16 protein-coding genes and 2 pseudogenes are annotated in these 19747 nt (G+C 60.0%); 9 read left to right on the top strand and 9 right to left on the bottom strand.

Annotated elements, in window-relative coordinates; genetic code table 11:
* Positions 1 to 108: 108 nt before the first annotated feature.
* The 4 genes from P5706_RS00180 to zur are packed head-to-tail and all read right to left on the bottom strand — an operon-like array spanning position 109 to position 2914.
* Entirely contained in the window at positions 109 to 828 is a 720-nt protein-coding gene (locus P5706_RS00180) for a PA5502 family lipoprotein (RefSeq protein WP_200430963.1), read from the bottom strand.
* Between the two features lie 37 nt (positions 829 to 865).
* Positions 866 to 1654 carry a zinc ABC transporter permease subunit ZnuB gene (gene znuB, locus P5706_RS00185; protein ID WP_058421933.1) on the bottom strand — a complete coding sequence of 263 codons (789 nt, stop codon included), beginning with the start codon at positions 1652 to 1654 and terminating at the stop codon, positions 866 to 868.
* Entirely contained in the window at positions 1647 to 2432 is a 786-nt protein-coding gene (znuC, locus tag P5706_RS00190) for a zinc ABC transporter ATP-binding protein ZnuC (RefSeq protein ID WP_056861008.1), read from the bottom strand. Before znuC ends, znuB begins: the two co-directional genes overlap by 8 nt.
* The gene (zur, locus tag P5706_RS00195; RefSeq protein WP_056861009.1) at positions 2432 to 2914 is read right to left on the bottom strand and encodes a zinc uptake transcriptional repressor Zur; all 483 of its coding nucleotides are present in this window, start codon (positions 2912 to 2914) and stop codon (positions 2432 to 2434) included. Before zur ends, znuC begins: the two co-directional genes overlap by 1 nt.
* A 58-nt stretch (positions 2915 to 2972) precedes the next feature.
* Between zur and P5706_RS00200 the strand changes: the two genes are divergently transcribed.
* Both P5706_RS00200 and P5706_RS00205 read left to right on the top strand, forming a co-directional pair.
* Complete coding sequence (locus P5706_RS00200) at positions 2973 to 3902, top strand: zinc ABC transporter substrate-binding protein (RefSeq protein WP_200430962.1); 930 nt, start codon at positions 2973 to 2975, stop codon at positions 3900 to 3902.
* A 270-nt stretch (positions 3903 to 4172) separates the two neighbouring features.
* Positions 4173 to 5503, top strand: a pseudogene (locus tag P5706_RS00205) (IS110 family RNA-guided transposase).
* 139 nt (positions 5504 to 5642) lie between these two features.
* Here the strand turns inward: P5706_RS00205 and P5706_RS00210 are convergent.
* Both P5706_RS00210 and P5706_RS00215 read right to left on the bottom strand, forming a co-directional pair.
* Positions 5643 to 6596, bottom strand: a complete 954-nt coding sequence (locus tag P5706_RS00210) for a homoserine kinase (protein ID WP_200430961.1) — start codon at positions 6594 to 6596, stop codon at positions 5643 to 5645.
* Positions 6597 to 6651: 55 nt separating this feature from the next.
* Positions 6652 to 6942 (bottom strand): DUF2782 domain-containing protein, encoded by a 291-nt coding sequence (locus tag P5706_RS00215; RefSeq protein ID WP_200430960.1) that lies wholly within the window; start codon positions 6940 to 6942, stop codon positions 6652 to 6654.
* A 74-nt stretch (positions 6943 to 7016) separates the two neighbouring features.
* Between P5706_RS00215 and polA the strand changes: the two genes are divergently transcribed.
* Positions 7017 to 9794 (top strand): DNA polymerase I, encoded by a 2778-nt coding sequence (gene polA / locus P5706_RS00220; RefSeq protein WP_285678271.1) that lies wholly within the window; start codon positions 7017 to 7019, stop codon positions 9792 to 9794.
* Between the two features lie 275 nt (positions 9795 to 10069).
* Here the strand turns inward: polA and yihA are convergent, their stop codons facing one another.
* Positions 10070 to 10711: a ribosome biogenesis GTP-binding protein YihA/YsxC gene (gene yihA, locus P5706_RS00225; RefSeq protein WP_065931961.1), complete on the bottom strand. Its 642-nt coding sequence runs from the start codon at positions 10709 to 10711 to the stop codon at positions 10070 to 10072.
* Positions 10712 to 10915: 204 nt separating this feature from the next.
* On the opposite strand from yihA, the pseudogene P5706_RS00230 reads away from it, so the two are divergent.
* From P5706_RS00230 to P5706_RS00255, 6 genes and pseudogenes are all read left to right on the top strand, one after another.
* Positions 10916 to 11126: pseudogene (locus tag P5706_RS00230) on the top strand (cytochrome).
* Positions 11127 to 11159: 33 nt separating this feature from the next.
* The gene (locus P5706_RS00235; protein WP_200430958.1) at positions 11160 to 11786 is read left to right on the top strand and encodes a c-type cytochrome; all 627 of its coding nucleotides are present in this window, start codon (positions 11160 to 11162) and stop codon (positions 11784 to 11786) included.
* A 170-nt stretch (positions 11787 to 11956) separates the two neighbouring features.
* Complete coding sequence (locus tag P5706_RS00240) at positions 11957 to 12592, top strand: thiol:disulfide interchange protein DsbA/DsbL (protein ID WP_200430957.1); 636 nt, start codon at positions 11957 to 11959, stop codon at positions 12590 to 12592.
* A gap of 7 nt (positions 12593 to 12599) precedes the next feature.
* Positions 12600 to 13481 carry an endonuclease/exonuclease/phosphatase family protein gene (locus tag P5706_RS00245; protein WP_371923638.1) on the top strand — a complete coding sequence of 294 codons (882 nt, stop codon included), beginning with the start codon at positions 12600 to 12602 and terminating at the stop codon, positions 13479 to 13481.
* The gene (locus P5706_RS00250) at positions 13478 to 15547 is read left to right on the top strand and encodes a GGDEF domain-containing protein (RefSeq protein ID WP_285678272.1); all 2070 of its coding nucleotides are present in this window, start codon (positions 13478 to 13480) and stop codon (positions 15545 to 15547) included. The genes P5706_RS00245 and P5706_RS00250 overlap by 4 nt, the downstream gene beginning before the upstream one ends.
* An 88-nt stretch (positions 15548 to 15635) precedes the next feature.
* Positions 15636 to 16412 (top strand): N-acetylmuramoyl-L-alanine amidase, encoded by a 777-nt coding sequence (locus P5706_RS00255; RefSeq protein WP_200430955.1) that lies wholly within the window; start codon positions 15636 to 15638, stop codon positions 16410 to 16412.
* Between the two features lie 125 nt (positions 16413 to 16537).
* Here the strand turns inward: P5706_RS00255 and P5706_RS00260 are convergent, their stop codons facing one another.
* Positions 16538 to 18325, bottom strand: coding sequence for an ATP-binding protein (locus P5706_RS00260; RefSeq protein WP_285678274.1), 1788 nt, complete (start codon positions 18323 to 18325; stop codon positions 16538 to 16540).
* Between the two features lie 10 nt (positions 18326 to 18335).
* Positions 18336 to 19682, bottom strand: coding sequence for a sigma-54-dependent response regulator transcription factor AlgB (gene algB, locus P5706_RS00265; RefSeq protein WP_056861018.1), 1347 nt, complete (start codon positions 19680 to 19682; stop codon positions 18336 to 18338).
* Between the last annotated feature and the right edge of the window lie 65 nt (positions 19683 to 19747).

Raw genomic sequence — 19747 nt, forward strand, 5'->3', positions numbered from 1 at the left:
GTGGGTTGTTTGTTAGGCCGCTATCGCAGACAAGCCAGCTCCCACCTTTGACCCAGTTCCAGGTTTGGAATGCGGTCAAAGGTGGGAGCTGGCTTGCCTGCGATGGCTTTACTCGGTTTTGCGCGGAATCAACACAACCTGCGCCGGGATGTGTTTCACAATCTGCCGGTGAATCTTCAGGTCATACGCCGAATCAATGCGCTTCACCCGTTTGGTCAGCAGTGTGGCCAGCCACGGGTAATCCTGGGTGCGCGGCGCTTGAATGGTCACATCGCACTGGTAATTCACCACATCGGTGGCGATCGCATCCAACTGATGGCGAAGTTCTTCAATATCGGTGAGGTTCAGCGCAACCGTGGTGCTTTCAGCCGCCGGGTCGATGACCTTGGCGGGTGGCTTGGCTTCAGCGGCTTTCAGGGCGGCTTCGGCTTTATCCAGCTCGGCTTTGCGCGCGTGGCTAATGGCGCTGTTGACGCCGCCAGTGAGCGCCGGAGCCTTGGGCATCAAGGCGCGTGCGCGGCTTAACGCCGTAGCGGCAGCATTCACATCACCTTTTTGCAACACGATCTGGCTGCGCTGCAGGTAGGCTTCAGCCAATTGGCGCTGGTAGTTTTCCAGCGCCGGGTCGTTGGGCGACTGGGCCTGCAATGCGGCCAGCTCGTCTTCGGCGGTGGCCAGTTCACTGCTGGCCAGGTTTTGCTCCAGCTGCGCGATGGCCGCAGCACGCGGGTCCGGTGCCTCAGGGGCGGCGGGCGGTGTGCTTTGGCAGGCGCCCAGCAGCAGGGAAAATGCGGCAAGGAGCAGATAACGGGAGTTGAACGGCTTCATTCCTGCGACTCTCTATTTGCGCAAAAAGCGAGCAAGTCTACACCCCTCGACGGGGCAGGACAAAACTCAGCAGAAACAGGGCGGCGGCCGTGACCACAATCGACGGTCCGGCCGGCGTGTCCTTGAACCAGGACAGCGCCAGGCCCCCGCACACGGCGAGCATGCCCAGCAAACTGGCGCCGATCGCCATCTGCTCCGGTGAGCGGGCATGGCGCTGGGCGGCGGCTGCGGGAATGATCAGCAGCGACGTGATCAACAATACGCCGACAATCTTCATTGCGACAGCAATCACCACCGCGATCAACAGCATCAGGGTCATGCGCAGCGCCGGCACGGGCAAACCTTCGACGGTGGCCAGCTCTTCGTGCACGGTAATTGCCAGCAGTGGACGCCACAGGGTCACCAGCAGCACCAGCACAGCGGCGCTGCCGCCGAGGATCCAGGCAAGGTCGGTGGGGCTGATCGCCAACAAATCACCGAACAGGTAGGCCATCAGGTCGATGCGCACTTCATGCATAAAGCTCAATACCACCAGGCCCAGCGACAGCGTGCTCGGCGCGAGGATGCCCAGCAGCGTGTCCGAGGCCAGCGGCTGGCGCTGTTGCAGGGTCACCAGCAGCACTGCCAGCAGCAGGCAGCCTACGGTGACGGCGATGGTCGGGCTTACATCCAGCAAGAACCCCATGGCCACGCCCAGCAGCGCAGCATGCGACAACGTGTCGCCAAAATAGGCCATGCGCCGCCAGACCACGAACGAGCCCAAGGGGCCCGCCACCAGTGCCAAAGCCAAGCCTGCCAGCAGGGCGTAGAGCAGAAAATCAGCCATGCTTGCAGCTATCTCCATGAACGTGAGGTTGAGGCGTAGCGGGATCGTCGACCACGGCGCCATGCAAATCATGGGCGTGGTCGTGATGGTGGTGGTAAATCGCCAGGCTCTGCGCGTTTTTGCCGAACAGCTCGACAAATGCCGGGTCGCCGCTCACCTGTTCCGGGTGGCCGGAGCAGCACACGTGGCGGTTGAGGCACACCACTTGATCCGTGGTGCTCATCACCAGGTGCAGGTCGTGGGAGACCATCAGCACGCCGCAGCCGTGGCGGTCGCGCAGGCGGGTGATCAGGCTGTACAGCTCGGCCTGCCCGGCAACATCGACGCCTTGTACAGGTTCATCAAGTACCAACAGCTCGGGTTCGCGCAACAGGGCGCGGGCCAGCAATACGCGCTGCATTTCGCCGCCGGAGATGCTCTGTACCGGGCTGTCGATGACCTGTTCGGCGCCGACTTCCTTGAGCGCCGCCTGCGCGCGCGCGCGGTCGACGCCAGGCACCAGGCGCAGGAAGCGCAGCACGGACAGGGGCAGGGTTGGATCGACGTGTAATTTTTGCGGCATGTAACCGACGCGCAGCTTGGGCTTGCGCCACACGCTGCCAGTGTCGGGCTTGAGCAGGCCGAGCACGGCGCGCACCAGCGTGGTCTTGCCGGCGCCATTGGGGCCGATCAGCGTCACGATCTGCCCTGGCTCTACGCTCAGGGCGATGTTATCCAGCACGTTTTGCCCGGCGAACGTGACCCCAACCTGTTCCAGGCGGATTAACGCGTTGCTCATCAAGCCCCCTGGCAACCGGAGCAGAGCCCCACCACTTCGACCGTTTGCCCTTCGACCTTAAAGCCCACGTCGGCGGAGCTTTTAACGATAGCGTCGCTGATGCTTTTTTGTTCAAGCTCGATGGCGGCATGGCACTCGCGGCAGATCAGGAACTGGCCCTGGTGCGCGTGTTCCGGGTGGCTGCAGCCGACAAAGGCATTGAGGGAGGCGATACGGTGTACCAGGCCGTTTTCCAGCAAAAAGTCCAGCGCGCGGTACACCGTCGGCGGCGCTGCGCGGCGGCCGTCCTGCTCGCTGAGCACGCCAAGAATGTCGTAGGCGCCCAGCGGCTTGTGGCTTTGCCACACCAGCTCCAGCACCCGACGACGCAGGGCGGTCAGGCGCAAGCCTTTCTGTGCGCACAGGGTATCGGCCTCTGACAGCGCGGTGTGTACGCAGTGAGAGTGGTCGTGGGGACGGCTGGCAAGCGGTGTTTTAGGCATGAGCGGCGACAGACATTTGATAGAGACGTTATTATGTTACCTGTTCCTACGCCATTGAGTGGTCATCGTGTCCCGACTTTTTCCCGTTTTTGTCGTATTTGTCACCAGTTTGTTCATCGCTGGGGCCGCTCAGGCTGAGGTCAAGGTGCTGACGAGCATCAAACCATTGCAGTTGATTGCCGCCGCCGTGCAGGACGGCGTGGCGATCCCAGAGGTGCTGTTGCCGCCCGGCGCATCGCCGCATAACTATGCCCTGCGCCCATCCGACGTACGGCGCGTGCAGTCGGTAGACTTGCTGTATTGGATCGGCCCGGACATGGAGAGCTTCCTGCCGCGCGTACTCAAGGGGCGTAGCCTGCCGACCGTGGCCGTTCAGGACTTGCCTGGGATGAAGTTGCGTCGGTTCGCCGAAGATAGCCACTCGCATGCCGATGATGCCGACGAACACGACCACGATCACCGCCCTGGCAGCCTGGATGCGCACTTGTGGTTGTCGACGGTCAATGCCCGCGTGATCGCTGCGCGCATGGCGTCCGATCTCAGCACTGCCGACCCGGCCAACGCAGCGCGTTATCAGAGCAACGTGAAGGCGTTCGATGAGCGCCTGGATGCTTTGGATGCACGCTTGAAGACGCGTCTGTCCGCCGTCGGCGACAAGCCATACTTCGTGTTCCACGAGGCGTTTGACTACTTCGAAGACGCTTACGGGCTCAAGCACACTGGCGTGTTCAGCGTGGCCGCCGAAGTGCAGCCGGGCGCTCAGCATGTTGCCGCAATGCGTACGCGTCTGCAGGAAGTGGGTAAGACGTGCGTGTTCAGCGAGCCGCCGCTGCGTCCGCGTTTGGCCGAGACTTTGGTGGCGGGCTTGCCGGTGAAGTTGGCGGAGCTGGACGCGTTGGGCGGTTATACCCCGGCGACGGCGCAGGGTTACGAGCAAGTGCTGGAGAAGCTGGGGAATGACTTGGCCGGGTGCCTGGAGTCGCTCTGACAGCCGACACAGAATGACTGTGGGAGGCCCCGCCACCTCTTCGATGTAGCGCTGTCGCGCATCAAACTGGTTCATCGTAAGGTTGAAGAACGCGGGCGGGGCAAAGGCCGTAACCAGCACTGGTGTGACAGCACCCGAGTGGGAGAGTGGCCTGCACGGTATCGGCGTGGAGTCATTGTCGGCACAGCTAGCTGTGACCACGTATAAGAGAGTGAATCCGCTCGCCACCGTGTACCCCGCCCGCGTCATTCAATCCTGCGAGGAATTGTCATGACGCGCAAGAACCAAAAACGGTTTGAAGTTATTCACCCTGACTGCGCTGCCGTTGATGTTGGCGGCGGTGAACATTTGGCTGCCGTTGATCCGACGAAATGCGATGACCCGGTTAAAAGGTTTTCAACCTTCACCGACGATTTGCACGCCATGGCCGATTGGTTTGAGTCCATGGGCGTCAAGATGGTGGCGATGGAGGCGACCGGCGTTTATTGGATCCCGCTTTTCGAAATATTGGATAGACGAGGCTTTGAGGTCTATCTCGTTAACTCCCGCGCGACTCGGCAAATCACCGGGCGAAAGTCCGATGTACTGGATTGCCAGTGGATTCTTCAGCTCATGACGCACGGCCTGTTGAGAGGCGCTTTTCGGCCCTCGGACGAAGTGTGCTCACTGCGCTCACTGGTCCGTCAGCGTGGCAATAAGGTGCGTGACCAAGCCAAAGCGCTTAATCGGATGCAAAAGGCGCTGGTCCAAATGAACATCCAGCTGGCTCAGGTCATCAGCAACATTGCCGGGGTGACGGGCATGAGCATTTTGCGAGCAATCGTTAAAGGCGAACGGGACCCCGAAGTACTCGCCATGCTCAGAGACAAGCGCGTCAAAGCCGACCAGGCTACTGTCGCCCGCAGCTTACGAGGTAATTGGCGAGCCGAGCATTTGCATGCTCTGGGTCAGGAGTTGGCAGCTTATGATTTTCTGGAAAAACAGATTGGCGAGTGTGATCAAGCCATTGCGCAGGCACTGGAGCGACTACCCGTTCTTCAGGCGGATGTTGTTCCGCCCAGCAAAACACTGCGCAACCCACACCGCTCAAATGAGCAGCAACTGATTTTGCATCGCGCGCTGAACAAGGTCATGGGCGTGGATTTGACCGCAATCCCAACCATCGGAATCGACACGGCGTTGGTTTTGGCCAGTGAATTGGGGCGGATTTATCACGCTTTCCGACTTCGCAGCACTTCTGTTCGTGGCTAGGCCTTGCACCGCCGACGAGAATTTCGGGAGGAAAACCCCTTCCTGGAAAGACGGTGAAAGTGATTAATCGAGCTGCGCAAGCGCTGAAGCAAGCTGCCTCTATTGCACGCAACGATAAAAGTTTTATCGGTGCCAGCCACCGAGCGCGCCTGACCCGGATGGACACCTGTTGTGCCATCAAGGCGACAGCTCATCAACTGGCACGGCTGATCTACGCGATGCTGACCAAAGGTCAGCCTTATGTTGAGAAGGGAATGGAGGAATTTGAAGAACGTAGCCGAGACCGACAACTGCGCGCCCTGGAACGCAAGGCACGTAAGTTGGGATTGCAGCTGATTAAAGCGGCTTGATTTTTAAGAGCAAAAACAATGAGTTATTTTTTGTTTGATAAGAGCTGGCTTGCCTGCGATGGCGATGTCGAATGACACACCGCTATCGCAGCGGTGCGACGATTCGACAAGCCAGCTCCCACATTGACCGAGTCGAGTGCTAGAGCGCGAACGGCAGGTGGACAGTGACCTGCTGGCGCTGCGCCAGCCGATGCTCGAACTCGGCCGGGTCATGGATCAACACATCTTGGCCGGCAAACGATTCCGCGGCGATCAAGCGCGACAGCCAGAAGCGCACACACGCCACGCGTAGCAGGGTCGGCCACAGCTCGGCTTCCTTGGCGGTGAACGGCCGCAGGCCCGCGTAGGCGCCCAGCAAGGCACGGGCGCGTTGCCCATCAATCACGCCATCGGCGTCGGAACACCAGTCATTCAAGGCGATTGCCACGTCGTAGAGCATCGGGCCTGAGCAGGCGTTGTAGAAGTCGATCAAGCCAGTGAGGTGCGTGCCTTCGAACATCGCGTTGTCGCGGAACAGGTCGGCGTGCACGTTGGCGCGCGGCAGGGCGAGGATGGCGGCCTTGTGGGCTTGGATTTCGCTTAAGGCCGCCTGCAGCAGGCGCTGCTGGGCGTCGTTCAGGTGTGAAATAAGCTGCGCGCCTTCAGTGAGCATCCACTCCAGGCCGCGATCGGTCTTGCGCTCCAGCACTTTGTCGCCTTGCGTCGCCAGGTGCAGGTGGCCGAGCAGGTCGCCGACCTGGGCGCAATGCTGGGCGTTGGCGTCTTTGATGTGCTTGCCGGCCAGGCGCGGTTGCAACAGCGCCGGTTTGCCTTTGAGTTCGCGAAGCGCTACGCCGTCGGTGGTACGCAGAGCGTAAGGCACCGGCAGGTCGGCGTCGTGGAGTACGTCTAGCAGTTCGATGAAGAACGGCATTTCCGCCACTGGGCCGCGCTCAACCAGGGTCAGGACGAATTCGCCCTGTTCCAGGCTGATAAAGAAGTTGGTGTTTTCGCTGCCCGCGGCAATCCCCTGGAAATCAAGCAGGCGGCCGAGCCCGTAAGGGGCGAGAAAGGTTTCCAGCTCGGGCCGAGCCAGGGGGGTGAACACAGACATGTTTAAACTGCCAGTACGGGCGCCGCAGTGCGCGGCGCCAATTTAAGTTAAGAAATCATTTCCATTCGAAGATCTTCCATGACGGGATCAGCATATCCGGCTGGTCAGAGCGGATGAAGTTCGCATCGGTACCGTCCGAGCGCACCAGGAAATACGGTGGGAATCCCTTCTTGGTTATCTTGATTGCGTACAGGAAGCCGTTTTGGCGATATTCCTGGATGGTCCTGTCGCCTTCCGTGCGAATGGTAACTTCCGGGTCGCCCGACGGCGCAGTATCTGCCGCCATGGCCGCTATCGGAGTGAGTGCAATCAAGCCGGTCAACAACAGGCGATTTACTGTACGCATGATAACCTTGTCCCTTTGTCGTCATTGGTCCGGCTATTCTAGCGCCTGACCCGCCGAAAAGGTTGATCCTGCTCATGAGCCAAGCCCCCCTCGTCCTGGTGGACGGTTCTTCTTATCTGTACCGCGCCTTCCACGCGTTGCCACCGCTGACTACGTCCAAAGGCCTGCCCACCGGTGCGGTCAAGGGCGTGTTGAACATGCTCAAAAGCCTGCGCAAGCAGTACCCGAACAGCCCGTTCGCGGTGGTGTTCGACGCCAAGGGTGGGACTTTTCGCGATGAGATGTACGCCGAATACAAGGCTAACCGCCCCAGCATGCCCGATGACATGCGCCTGCAAATCGAACCACTGCACCAGAGTGTGATCGCCCTGGGCTTCCCGTTGCTGTGCGTTGAAGGCGTCGAAGCCGATGATGTGATCGGCACCCTGGCCCGCAGCAGCGCGGCGGCGGCCCGCCCGGTGGTGATTTCCACCGGCGACAAGGACATGGCGCAGCTGGTCGACGGGCACATTACCTTGGTCAACACCATGACCGGTAGCTCGATGGACATTGAAGGCGTTAAAGAGAAATTTGGCGTCGCTCCGGAGCAGATCATTGACTATCTGGCGCTGATGGGCGATTCGTCCGACAACATCCCAGGCGTTCCGGGCATTGGTCCGAAGACGGCTTCCGGCTTGCTGGTGGGCGTGAATGGCGGCATCAAAGAGTTGTATGAGCAGTTGGATATCGTGCCGACCTTGCCGATCCGCGGGGCCAAGACCCTGCCGGCCAAGCTGGAAGAGCATAAGGAGATGGCATTCCTGTCCTATCAACTGGCCACGATCAAGGTCGACGTGCCGCTGGATGTGGGCCTGGATGATTTGCACCTGATCGAGCCGGACCGCGAAAAGCTGCTGGAGCTGTACACGCTGCTGGAGTTCAAGAGCTGGTTTGATGAGATCCAGCGCGATGCCAAGCGCGTTGAGCTCAAGGCTGCCCCTGTTGTTGAAGAGGCCGTCGAAGTTGTGGCACCCGCAGAAGCGTCGTACACCACCATCCTCGACCAGGCGACATTCGATGCCTGGCTGAAAAAGCTCAGCGCGGCAAAATTGTTCGCGTTCGACACCGAAACTACCGGGATCGATGCTCAACAGGCGCAATTGGTCGGGGTTTCCTTTGCTGTGCAGCCCCATGAAGCGGCCTACATTCCGCTGACCCATTCCTACGTCGGCGCGCCGCAGCAACTGGACCGTGACACGGTACTGCTGGCCTTGAAACCGTTGCTGGAAGACGCGACCAAGCTCAAGGTCGGCCAGCACGCCAAGTTCGACATGAACATCCTGGCCAACTGCGCCATCGGCGGCGACCAGGCCAACGGTATTACCGTTCGCGGCATCGCTTTCGACACCATGCTCGAATCCTATGTGCTGAATTCCACCGCGACCCGGCACGATATGGACAGCCTGGCCAAGAAGTACCTGGACTACGACACCGTCAGTTTCCAGGACATCGCCGGTAGAGGCGCCAAGCAGCTGACGTTTGATCAGATCCCGCTTGAGCAAGCTGGCCCTTACGCCGCCGAAGATGCCGACGTGACGCTGCGCCTGCATCAGGCTTTGCATGCACAGCTTGAAGCCATTCCAAGCCTTGCCAGTGTGCTGACCGACATCGAAATTCCCTTGGTGCCGGTGCTGGCGCGTATCGAGCGCCAGGGCGCGCTGGTGGATAAGGCGCTGCTGGGCATCCAGAGTATCGAGCTGGGCAACAAGATGGTGGAGCTGGAGCGCCAGGCCTTTGAGATCGCCGGTGAAGAGTTCAACCTCGGCTCGCCCAAGCAACTCGGAGCGATTCTTTACGAAAAACTCGGTTTGCCGGTACTGAAAAAGACCGGCAAAGGCCAGGCGTCCACGGCTGAAGAAGTGTTGGCCAAGCTGGCCGAAGATGACTTCCTGTTGCCCAAGGTGCTGATGCAGTACCGCAGCATGAGCAAGCTTAAAAGCACCTACACCGACCGTCTGCCGGAGCAGATCAACCCGCGTACCGGGCGTATTCACACGTCTTATCATCAGGCGGTGGCGGCCACCGGACGTTTGTCGTCCAGTGATCCGAACCTGCAGAACATTCCGGTGCGCACGGCCGAAGGGCGGCGAATTCGCCAGGCGTTTGTCGCGCCCAAGGGCTACAAGTTGCTGGCGGCGGACTATTCGCAGATCGAGCTGCGGATCATGGCGCATTTGTCCAAGGACGAGGGGCTGATGAATGCGTTCCGTAATGACCTGGACGTGCACACTGCCACCGCCGCCGAAGTGTTCAAGGTTGAGCTGACAGAGGTCACGTCCAACCAGCGCCGCAGTGCCAAGGCGATCAACTTTGGCCTGATCTACGGCATGGGCGCGCAGAAGCTCGGCAAGGACATTGGCGTCGATACCAAAACCGCCAAGGCCTACATTGATGTGTACTTTGCGCGCTACCCGGGCGTTCGTGAATACATGGAGCGCACCCGCGCCCAGGCGGCCGACCAGGGTTATGTCGAAACCTTCTTTGGGCGTCGGCTGTATCTGCCGGACATCAACTCCAACAAGCCCCAGGAGCGCGCGGCCGCAGAACGCACGGCGATCAACGCGCCGATGCAGGGCACCGCGGCGGATATCATCAAGAAAGCCATGGTGCTGGTGGACAACTGGCTGACCGAGTCTGGCCTGGACGCCAAAGTGATCCTGCAAGTGCACGATGAACTGGTGCTTGAGGTGCGTGAGGATCTGGTGGAGCAAGTCAGCGAGAAAATCCGCGAGCATATGAGTGCGGCGGCCCAGCTGGACGTGCCATTGGTGGTGGACGTGGGCGTGGGCGATAACTGGGACCAGGCACACTGACAGCGCGGCTCTGCTATTGCCGAGGGTGATGGCGATGGCAGAGCGCTTTAGATCAGAAAGCGTCGCGGGTTATTTCCAATAGTTTTTTGAACCTGCCGGAACTTAACCCGTGAACTGTGACTCAGAGTTACTGAATGGGTGGTGAAGCCCTTCAATGCTCCTATGTTGTGTTAAGTGTTGGCAGATATCTGGACCCCGCCCTAGCGGTCCGGAACTTGGACCCCGAACTTCCCCTCCCCATACGAAGTCCGGGGTTTTTTTTGCCTGCGCAAAAGTTACTCGGCGATTTCTGCGCCCTTGTCCGCCAATTGCATCCAGCCGGCCAGCACAGTGTAAGCGTCTTCCAGGCCCATGCGCTTGGGCGCCGAGAACAACTGGATCGTGATCGCGTCGCCCCAACCTTTACGAATTTCGGACTGCACTTTGAGCAAGGTGTTCTTGGCTGCGCCGTAGGTCAGCTTGTCGGCCTTGGTCAGCAGGATATGCATCGGCATGCCGCTGGCGACGGCCCAATCGAGCATCAGCAGGTCGAAATCCGTCATTGGATGACGGATGTCCATCATCAGGATCAAGCCCTTCAAACTCTCGCGGCCACCCAGATAAGCCTCAAGGTGACGCTGCCAGTGCAGCTTCAACGGGATAGGTACTTTTGCGTAACCGTAGCCCGGCAGGTCGACCAGACGCCGATCATCGTCTAGCTTGAAGAAATTGAGCAGCTGCGTGCGGCCCGGGGTTTTCGAGGTGCGCGCCAGGCTGGCGTGGGTCAGGGTGTTCAGCGCGCTGGACTTACCGGCGTTGGAGCGGCCGGCAAAGGCGACTTCAAAGCCTTCGTCATCGGGGCATTGGTCCACTTTGGCGGCGCTGAGCATGAACGTGGACTGTTGGCACAGGCCGAGGATGGGATTCTTGAGTTGCATGAGATTTCCGATGTGGGCGGTGCCGAGAAAGGGTGCGGCAAGCGGTGTCGTTTCCGTTTCAGTAGCGCCAGTATATAATGCCGCAGATTTTGTGTGTGCTTTGTCCCAGCGAAGGATGAAGTTCACGGGAGCGAAAGACCTTCATTGCGCATTAGAACGCAAAACGCTCTCAAACCCTGAAAAGGTCGATGTATGACCTGATGGTTGCGCGCTTTTGGTGTCCTGATCGCGCTTTTTAGGCGCTCAGGCTACACAGGATCCGGAGGCGCTGTACAACCGAGTTTGCATGGCTACGCTGATGCAACACGTGACTCAGGGTTTCAAGGCAATGCCGCCGCGTGGTTTGTGCATGGACTGCAGTACTGAGGATTACCAGGCCATCAACGAGTTGATGGTGAGTAAACCCGGTAGATAACTCTTAAACCCTTAGCCGTAGTTGGATTAGCTGATGAACAAACTGATCGTGAGTCTGCTGTTGACCTTGGGCATCACCGGTGTTGCCCATGCTGCAGGCGACGCTACAGCGGGCCAGGCGAAAGCCGCCGTATGTGGTGCTTGCCATGGACCGGATGGCAACAGCCCGGCGCCGAACTTCCCCAAACTGGCCGGTCAAGGTGAGCGTTACCTGACCAAGCAGATGCACGACATCAAGGACGGCAAGCGCACGGTGCTGGAAATGACCGGCCTGCTGACCAATCTCAGCGATCAGGACCTGGCAGACATCGCGGCGTATTTTGCCAGCCAGAAAGGCAGTGTGGGAGCTGCTGATCCGAAGCTGGTGGATAAAGGCCAGGCATTGTTTCAGGGCGGCAAGCTCGCCGAAGACCAGCCTATCGGTGGCATGCCTGCCTGTAAGGCTTGCCACATCGCAGGTGGCAGTGGGCTCGCCGAGGCTGGTTTCCCTCATCTGAGTGGCCAGCACGCCCAATACACAGCCAAGCAATTGAAGGACTTTCGCGAGAAGGTTCGCTTCATCGATGGCGATGCCAGCAACAAAATGATGACTGATATTGCGGCGAAACTTTCTGATAAAGATATCGAAGCGCTGTCCAGCTATATTCAGGGCCTGCACTGATTGGGCCGGCGACGTTAACGCTCGATTAATCCATCGATGCAAGCATAAAAAGGGTGGCTTAGGCCGCCCTTTTTTGTGGCCGGTGCCGTTACACTAACGAACTCATGCCCGCGTAGACCTGTCACAACTAAAGGTCGCGTGAGGCGACTTTATTTGTCCAGGAGTAAAGCATGCGTAATCTGATCCTCAGCGCCGCTCTCGTCACTGCCAGCCTCTTCGGCATGACCGCACAAGCTGCCGACGTGCCGCTTGAAGCCGGTAAGACCTATGTTGAATTGGCTAACCCGGTGCCGGTTTCCGAGCCAGGCAAGATCGAAGTGGTGGAGCTGTTCTGGTATGGCTGCCCGCATTGCTATGCTTTTGAGCCGACCATCAACCCTTGGGTTGAAAAACTGCCGTCCGATGTGAATTTCAAACGTATTCCAGCCATGTTCGGCGGCCCATGGGATGCCCACGGCCAACTGTTCCTGACCCTGGAAGCCATGGGTGTTGAGCACAAGGTTCATAACGCTGTTTTCAATGCGATTCAAAAAGAAGGCAAGCGCCTGACCAAACCTGAAGACATGGCCGATTTCGTTGCCACTCAGGGCGTCGACAAAGACAAGTTCCTGGCCACCTTCAACTCCTTCGCTATCCAGGGCCAAATCAAACAGGCCAAGGAACTCGCGCAGAAGTATGGCGTGCAAGGCGTACCGACCATGATCGTCAACGGCAAATACCGTTTCGACCTCGGTTCCACCGGTGGTCCTGAGCAAACCCTCAATGTTGCCGACCAACTGATCGCTAAAGAGCGCGCAGCCAAGTAAGGGGGCCATCATGCGCGGCTGGGGTACTGAACGAAGCGTTGGCCTGCATGAACCGCGGGTCAACGAACATCACCTGGAGTCCACGGGCTTGCCGGCAGACAGCCGTCTGCGGCTGCTCAGCTTCAATATCCAGGTGGGCAACAGTACCGAGAAGTATCGGCACTACCTCACCCGCGGCTGGCAGCACCTGCTGCCGCACAAAGGGCGTACCGGTAACCTGCAGAAAATCGGTGACCTGCTCAACGACTTCGATCTGGTCGCCTTGCAGGAAGCCGACGGCGGTAGCATGCGCTCCGGTTATATCAATCAGGTGGAGCATCTCGCCCACCTCGGTGCTTTCCCTTATTGGTACCAGCAACTCAACCGCAACCTCGGGCGCCTGGCGCAGCACAGCAATGGCGTGCTCAGCCGCTTGAAGCCGACCGCCATCGAAGATCACCCGTTGCCCGGCCCCAAAGGTCGTGGAGCTATCCTCGTGCGTTTCGGCGAAGGCCCGGAAGCCTTGGTGGTGGTGATGATGCACTTGGCGCTGGGAGGGCGTACACGTAACCTCCAGTTGGCCTATGTGCGTGATCTTATTGGCAACTACAAGCACCAGGTACTAATGGGTGACATGAACACCCATGCCACCGACCTGTTGCAGAATTCCCCGTTGCGCGACCTCGGGTTACTGGCGCCGCAAGTCGAAGCCACGTTCCCCAGCTGGCGCCCGCAACGCTGTCTCGACCATATCCTGCTAAGCCCGAGCCTCACACTGGAAAGCGTGCAGGTGCTGGCGCAGCCCATCTCCGATCACCTGCCGGTCGCGGTAGAGATTCGTCTGCCGGGTTCGCTCACGGCTGATGCATTACCCGCGTTGAGCCCAGGCACCAGTGGCCCTCTTGCATGAGCGACGACGCCCAGCGCTGGAAAGAGAAATACCTTAAAAGCGTTGAGCAGCAAGACAAGCTCGAACGCCGCTGGGCTGCCCGCCTCGACCTGTTGCGCCGCGGTCTGGTGCGCAGCACGCTGGCGGCGGAAGGCACCGACCGTGCGGTTGACCAATGCATGAAGGAGATGCGTGATGTGGTGCGCACCGACGACATGGACGCGGCCCTCGCGGCCTTGCTGCCACGCCTGGAAAAGGCCGTGCTCGACTCGGAACAGCGCCGCGAAACCCGGGTCGACCAGATCAGCACCGCGCTGACGGCCTTGGTCGCGCAGCTGCAGAAACTGCCCCTGCCGCGTGAAGTCGCCCGCCCGCTGAAAACCTTTGCCAAGCAGCTTGATGGTCGAGTCGGCCAGGCGCGTGAGATCCCGCTGCTGCTCAGCGAGTTAAGCAGCCTGCAAGGGCAGGCGCTGAATAACCTGGAGCCGGAAGGCGAAGCCGCGCGTCCTGGGCCAGGCCTGCTGCAACGCCTGTTTGGTGCAAAGGATGTGTCGAATGAGGCGCCGGTGGTTGAATCTGCCCCGCTCTCTGCACCGCAACCGGTGGCGCCGAAACCTGCTGCTGCCAAAGCCGTGCCCGAACCGCTAGAGCCCGCGCAATCCGAAGAGCTGACCCAAGCCTTGCGCGCTTTTGCGCCCTTGCCGGTAACGCCGGCCGCCGCGCAGCCTGAACCGGCTGAGCCGGTCAAAGTGGCTGAAGTCGCTGGCGAGACTTTTGTCTTCGAGGCACCGGCGCTGGAGCAAGTCCCTGCCGGGCCTACAGAAGTCTCTGAACTCGAGATACCTGAGCCGCCGGTAGAGGAGGCAGCGCCCGAAAGCGCCCTTGCCGCTTTTATCGACGAGCCGCTGGTTGAAGTCGACACGCCAGATCAAACGGTCATCGGCAGCCTGTCGCTCCCGCCTGTGCTGGAAAGCCCTGAATTCGACCCCGATGCACTGCAATCGGACGGCACCTACGCCCTGCCCGACTCCCCTGAGCCGTCCTACAGTTCCGTCGCCAAGCATATTGAAGACACCTTGCTCGGCCTGTTGGAAGACTTGTCCTTGCCGGAACGCCACCGGCCGCAGGCCGAAGCCATGCGCGAGCGCCTGGCCCATGGGTTGAACTGGTACGAATTGCTGCCAATCCTCGATGACCTGGCGGTGCTGATGCTGGCGATTACCGACAGCGGCCAGCATGAGTTCGAGGCCTACCTCAAGCAGCTCAATGAACGCCTCGAAGCCTTCCAGGGTCATCTGCAGGTGGCCAGTGACGGCCATGCCGACAATCGCTCGGCGGCGCGGGAGCTGGATACGCAGATCCGTGAGCAGGTCGACGGCCTGCAAAGCAGCGTGCAGGAAGCGGCTGACCTGGACAGCCTCAAACACGTGCTGGAAAGCCACCTTGAAGGCCTGCTCGGCACCATGGACGAGCACCAGCAACAGCGTGACCAGCGCGAGCAGGAAGTCGCGGCGCGGCTCAAAGGCCTGGCCGAGCGGGTGGCGAACATGGAGCACGAAGCGCAAGGTTATCGCGAGCACCTTGAAGTACAGCGTCAGAAGGCCCTGATCGATCCCCTCACCGGCCTGCCCAACCGTGCGGCCTGGAGCGAGCGGCTGGACCACGAAGTGAATAGCTGGCATCAGCGTGGTAACAGCTTGTCCCTGGCCATGCTCGATCTGGACCACTTCAAGCGCATCAACGATGGCTACGGCCACTTGGCGGGCGACAAGGTGCTGAAGATCATCGCCAATGTGTTGCGCAAGCGCCTGCGCCCCAGCGATTTTATCGCGCGATTTGGGGGTGAGGAGTTTGTATTGTTGATGCCGGACTCAGCCCTGGCAGATGCCCTGGACGTAGGCGAGGTGCTGCGTGCAGCCATCGAAGCGTGCCCGTTCCATTTCAAGGGCGAGCCGGTGACTATCACGGTGTCCATGGGCGTGGCGCAGTTCCAGCCGGGAGAGCGCAGCGACCTGGCACTCAAGCGTGCCGATGAGGCGTTGTACCGAGCCAAGGCGGCCGGGCGCAACCGGGTGCAGGCGGCGTAAAAAATGTTCCATTTTGTTATTTGACCGTCGAGCCGCGAACCATCCGTTACACTGTTGCATTATCGTCTTCTGCGTACTGTCTTCTGCCATGAAATCCTTTTGCATTGCCTTTGTGCTTCTTTTGCTCGCCGGCTGCGCCAGCGGCCCGCGCCTGAACACCAGTCACCCTTCGTCGAACCACGACAACCGCGTGCAGTTCGTCGTTGTCCATTACACCTCCGCCAGCCTTGAGCGCTCCCTGGCGCTGCTCACGCATGGCCAAGTCAGCAGCCATTACCTGATCGGCGACGACGCCTCAGGCACTATCTACAAGCTGGTGGACGAGAGCCAGCGTGCCTGGCACGCCGGTGAAAGCGAGTGGGCGGGCCGCACCTGGCTCAACTCCAGCTCCATTGGTATCGAGATCGTGAACCCAGGTTATACCGACGCGCCGACCGGCCGCCTCTGGTACCCGTACTCCGAGGCCCAGGTGCAGTCGTTGGTGGTGTTGCTCAAGGACATCAGCAAACGCAACGGCATCGACCCCAAGAACATCATCGGCCACAGCGACATTGCGCCACTGCGCAAGCTTGACCCAGGCCCGTTGTTCCCGTGGAAGCGCCTGGCGGCTGAAGGTTTGGGCGTATGGCCGGATGCACAGGCAGTGGCTCGGTTCCAGCAACAGTATGCCGTTAGCCTGCCGAGTATTACGTGGTTCCAGGAAGAACTGGCGCGCCTGGGCTACCAGACGCCGCAGACGGGTGAACTGGATGTGGCCACGCGACATGTGATCGCTGCATTCCAGATGCACTTCCGGCCATCACGGTTCGACGGCACGCCGGATGCTGAAAGTGCTGCGATCCTGAGCGCATTGAACCGCCGATAAGCCGTAAGCCGACGCGAATGTGGGAGCGGGCTTGCCCGCGATGACGGAGTGTCAGTCAACAAAGTTTTGACTGAGCCACCGTAATCGCGGCGGGCAAGCCCGCTCCCACATTTTTTGTATCCAGGCTACAACGGCAGTGCCATATAGAACTGCGTACCCTGCCCCGGCCGTGAATACACGCCCATGCGGCCGCCGTGCAGCTGTACGATTTCCTTGCACAACGCCAGCCCCAGGCCGGCGCCGCCTTTCTTGCGGCCTACTTGTACGAAAGGTTCGAAAATGCGCCCCTGTTGGCCATAAGCAATACCCTCGCCGTTATCTTCGACGCTGATAATCACCCGCTCGCCGTGGCGGCGTGCCTGCAGGCGAATCTGGCCGCCATCGGCGGTATGTCGCAAAGCATTGCCTAAAAGGTTATCGAGTACTCGCTCGAGCTGAACCTGGTCGGCATACAGCCTGGGCAATTCGGATTGGGCTTCCACCAGCAGTTCGATGTGTTGTGCGTTCGCAGGCTCCGTGAACCGGGCCCGCGCATGCTCCAGCAAGTCGGTGACATCGCACGGCCCGAGGGTAAGTTTTTGCAGGCCGTTCTGGTAGCGCGAGAAGTTAAGCAAATCGTTGATCAGCTGCATCAGGCGCTGCATTTCTTCATTGACCGTATCCAGCAGGTCGGCCTCACGGGACTCGGCAGGAAACTTCGCCCGTTCGCGAAACAGCCCGAAGGCCATGTGCATACCCGTCACCGGCGTGCGTAATTCGTGGGAGGCGCGCAATACGAACTCGCTGCGCACCCGTTCGAACGCGCGTTGTTCGGTGACGTCATGCAGCACCATCACCGCACCTAGAATATGCCCTTGGGTATGGCTGACCGGCGTCAGGCTGTAGGTCAACAGGCGCAGTTCGCCTTCGACTTCCACTTCCAGATCGTCCGGCGCGCGCTCCAGGTTGCCGCCGCGCAGCACCAGTTGCAGTTGCTCATCCATTTCAGGGCGGCCCAAGGCTTCCCCCAGGCCTTGGCCGAGACGTTCCTCGTCCCAGCCCAGTTGGCGCTGCGCCACGGGGTTGAGGTGTTCCAGGCGGCCTTGGCGGTCGATCATCAGCAAGCCGTCGTCGATGCTGTCGAGCACCGCCTGCAGGCGTTGCTGGCCAGCGAGCAACTCATCGATATTGGTCGCCTGATGCTGGCGCAATGCTTCGGCCATGATGCCAAAACGACGGGTCAGTTGATTCATTTCTGCCGCCGATGAGATCGGCAGCGTCACTTCGAAATCGCCTTGCCCGATCTTGTCGGCAGCTTTGGCCAAGGCTTCAATCGGCCCGCCAAAGCGCCGGGCGATGCCATGGGCGGTGACGAAGCCGATGATCAATACCGCCAAGCCGACCAGCCCCAGCAAGCCGGCGATCAACAGGGCGCGATTGCGCGACTTGTGCTCGCTGGCGTTGATATTTTCCAAGGCTTGTTTGTGTTCGGCGATCAGACCGTTGCGCAACGCATTGAAGGTTTCGGTGAGTTTTTCGCTTTTATTGTTGGCCAGTGAGCTTCGCTGAGTCTCGTCAAACGCTTTGAGGAAGTCCAGGTAGTCGACGCGCGCCTGGCTGAAGCCACTGGTCTTGCCGTCTTGCTGCTCATGGGCGATGCCCTGGTCCAGCAGCGCAAAATAATTCTGCTTGGATGTTTGCAGAGCAGCCGGGTCGGGCTGCTCCTCCAGCATCAGGATCAACTGGTCGCCCAGGGTCTGGCGCAGTTTTAGGCCCAGGTCCAGGGTGATGAAGTTACTGCGGATCAGCGACTCCTGGCTCTTGGCCATTTGCATGACGCTGACCAGTCCCAGGACCAGTCCCAACAGGGCGACGGTGATCAGCGCTGAGATACTCAGGAACAACCGAGTGCGCAGTTTCATCGCAAGCTTCATAAGGTACAGCTCACAGGTTGTACTGTTTACGTTTGCGGTACAGGGTCGACGCGTCGATGCCCAGCGTGCGGGCCGCTTGATCCAAGGTGTCGCTGGTAGCGAGTACGGCACCGATATGGGCTTTCTCCAGCTCGTCCAGGCTCAGTGCTGCGCCGATACGCGGGGCATTGTTGGTCGGCTGTTCGGCCATGCCGAGGTGGCTGATTTCAACCTTTTCCTGCGGGCAAATGATGCTGGCCCGCTCCACCACGTTACGCAGTTCGCGGATATTGCCCGGCCAGCGGTAGTTAAGCAGCGCTTCACGGGCGGCATCGCTGAAGCCACGCGCTGGCCGGGCGTATTCCTTGACGAAGCGCGCCAGGAAACGGTCGGCCAGGGTCAAAATGTCTTCACTGCGCTCGCGCAGCGGCGGCAAGTGCAGGGTGATGACATTGAGGCGGTAGAGCAAGTCTTCGCGGAAGCGGCCGTCGCGCACCATGTCTTCCAGGTTCAGGTTGGTGGCCGCCAGGATGCGCACATCGGCGCGTCGAGTGACCGGGTCGCCTACACGTTCGTATTCTTTGTCTTGAATGAAGCGCAGCAGTTTGGGCTGCAACGTCAGGGGAAAGTCGCCGATCTCATCGAGAAACAGCGTGCCGCCATCGGCTTGGTTAACCCGGCCCAATGTGCTCTCACTGGCACCGGTAAAGGCGCCACGGCTATGGCCGAACAGCTCGCTTTCCATCAGTTCCGCCGTCAGCGACGGGCAGTTGATGGTTACGCAGGATTTTTTCGAGCGCTTGCTCCAGCCGTGAATGGCGCGGGCCAATTCACCTTTACCAGTGCCTGACTCGCCCAGGATCAAGATGTTGGCATCGGTGCCTGCAACTTGGCGTGCGGTTTCCAGCACTACCATCATCGCCGGGCTGTGGGAGTCGAGGCCGTCCTTGGGCTGGCGCACTGCGCCTTCCAGCGCTTCCAGGCGCGCCGACAGCTGGCGTACTTCCAATTGCTTGGCGGTGGCCAGACGCAGTTGGTCAGGGCTGCAGGGCTTGACCAGGTAGTCGGCGGCGCCGGCCTGGATCGCGTCAACGGCGGTGTCCACGGCCGAATGCGCGGTCACAATCACCACGCGCATCCATGGCGCCTGGATGCGCATCTGGGCCAACACATCCAGGCCGTTGTCTTCGCCCAGGCGCAGGTCCAGGAAGCACAGGTCGAAGACCTGGCGCTGCATCAGCGCATCGGCTTGGGCGGCGCTGTTGGCTGTGGCTACGGTGTAGCCTTCATCTTCCAGGCAGTAACGGAAGGTGCGGAGGATTGCGGATTCGTCATCCACTAAAAGAATGCGGCCTTGAAGTTCCTTGGCTGATTCCATCTGTCCCGCGCTCCTTAACTATAAATGATGGTGTTTAGTCCCGGATTAATCGGGCAAGTTGCATG

The sequence above is a fragment of the Pseudomonas sp. ChxA genome (assembly GCF_030263855.1).
Taxonomy (GTDB): domain Bacteria; phylum Pseudomonadota; class Gammaproteobacteria; order Pseudomonadales; family Pseudomonadaceae; genus Aquipseudomonas; species Aquipseudomonas fluorescens_CB.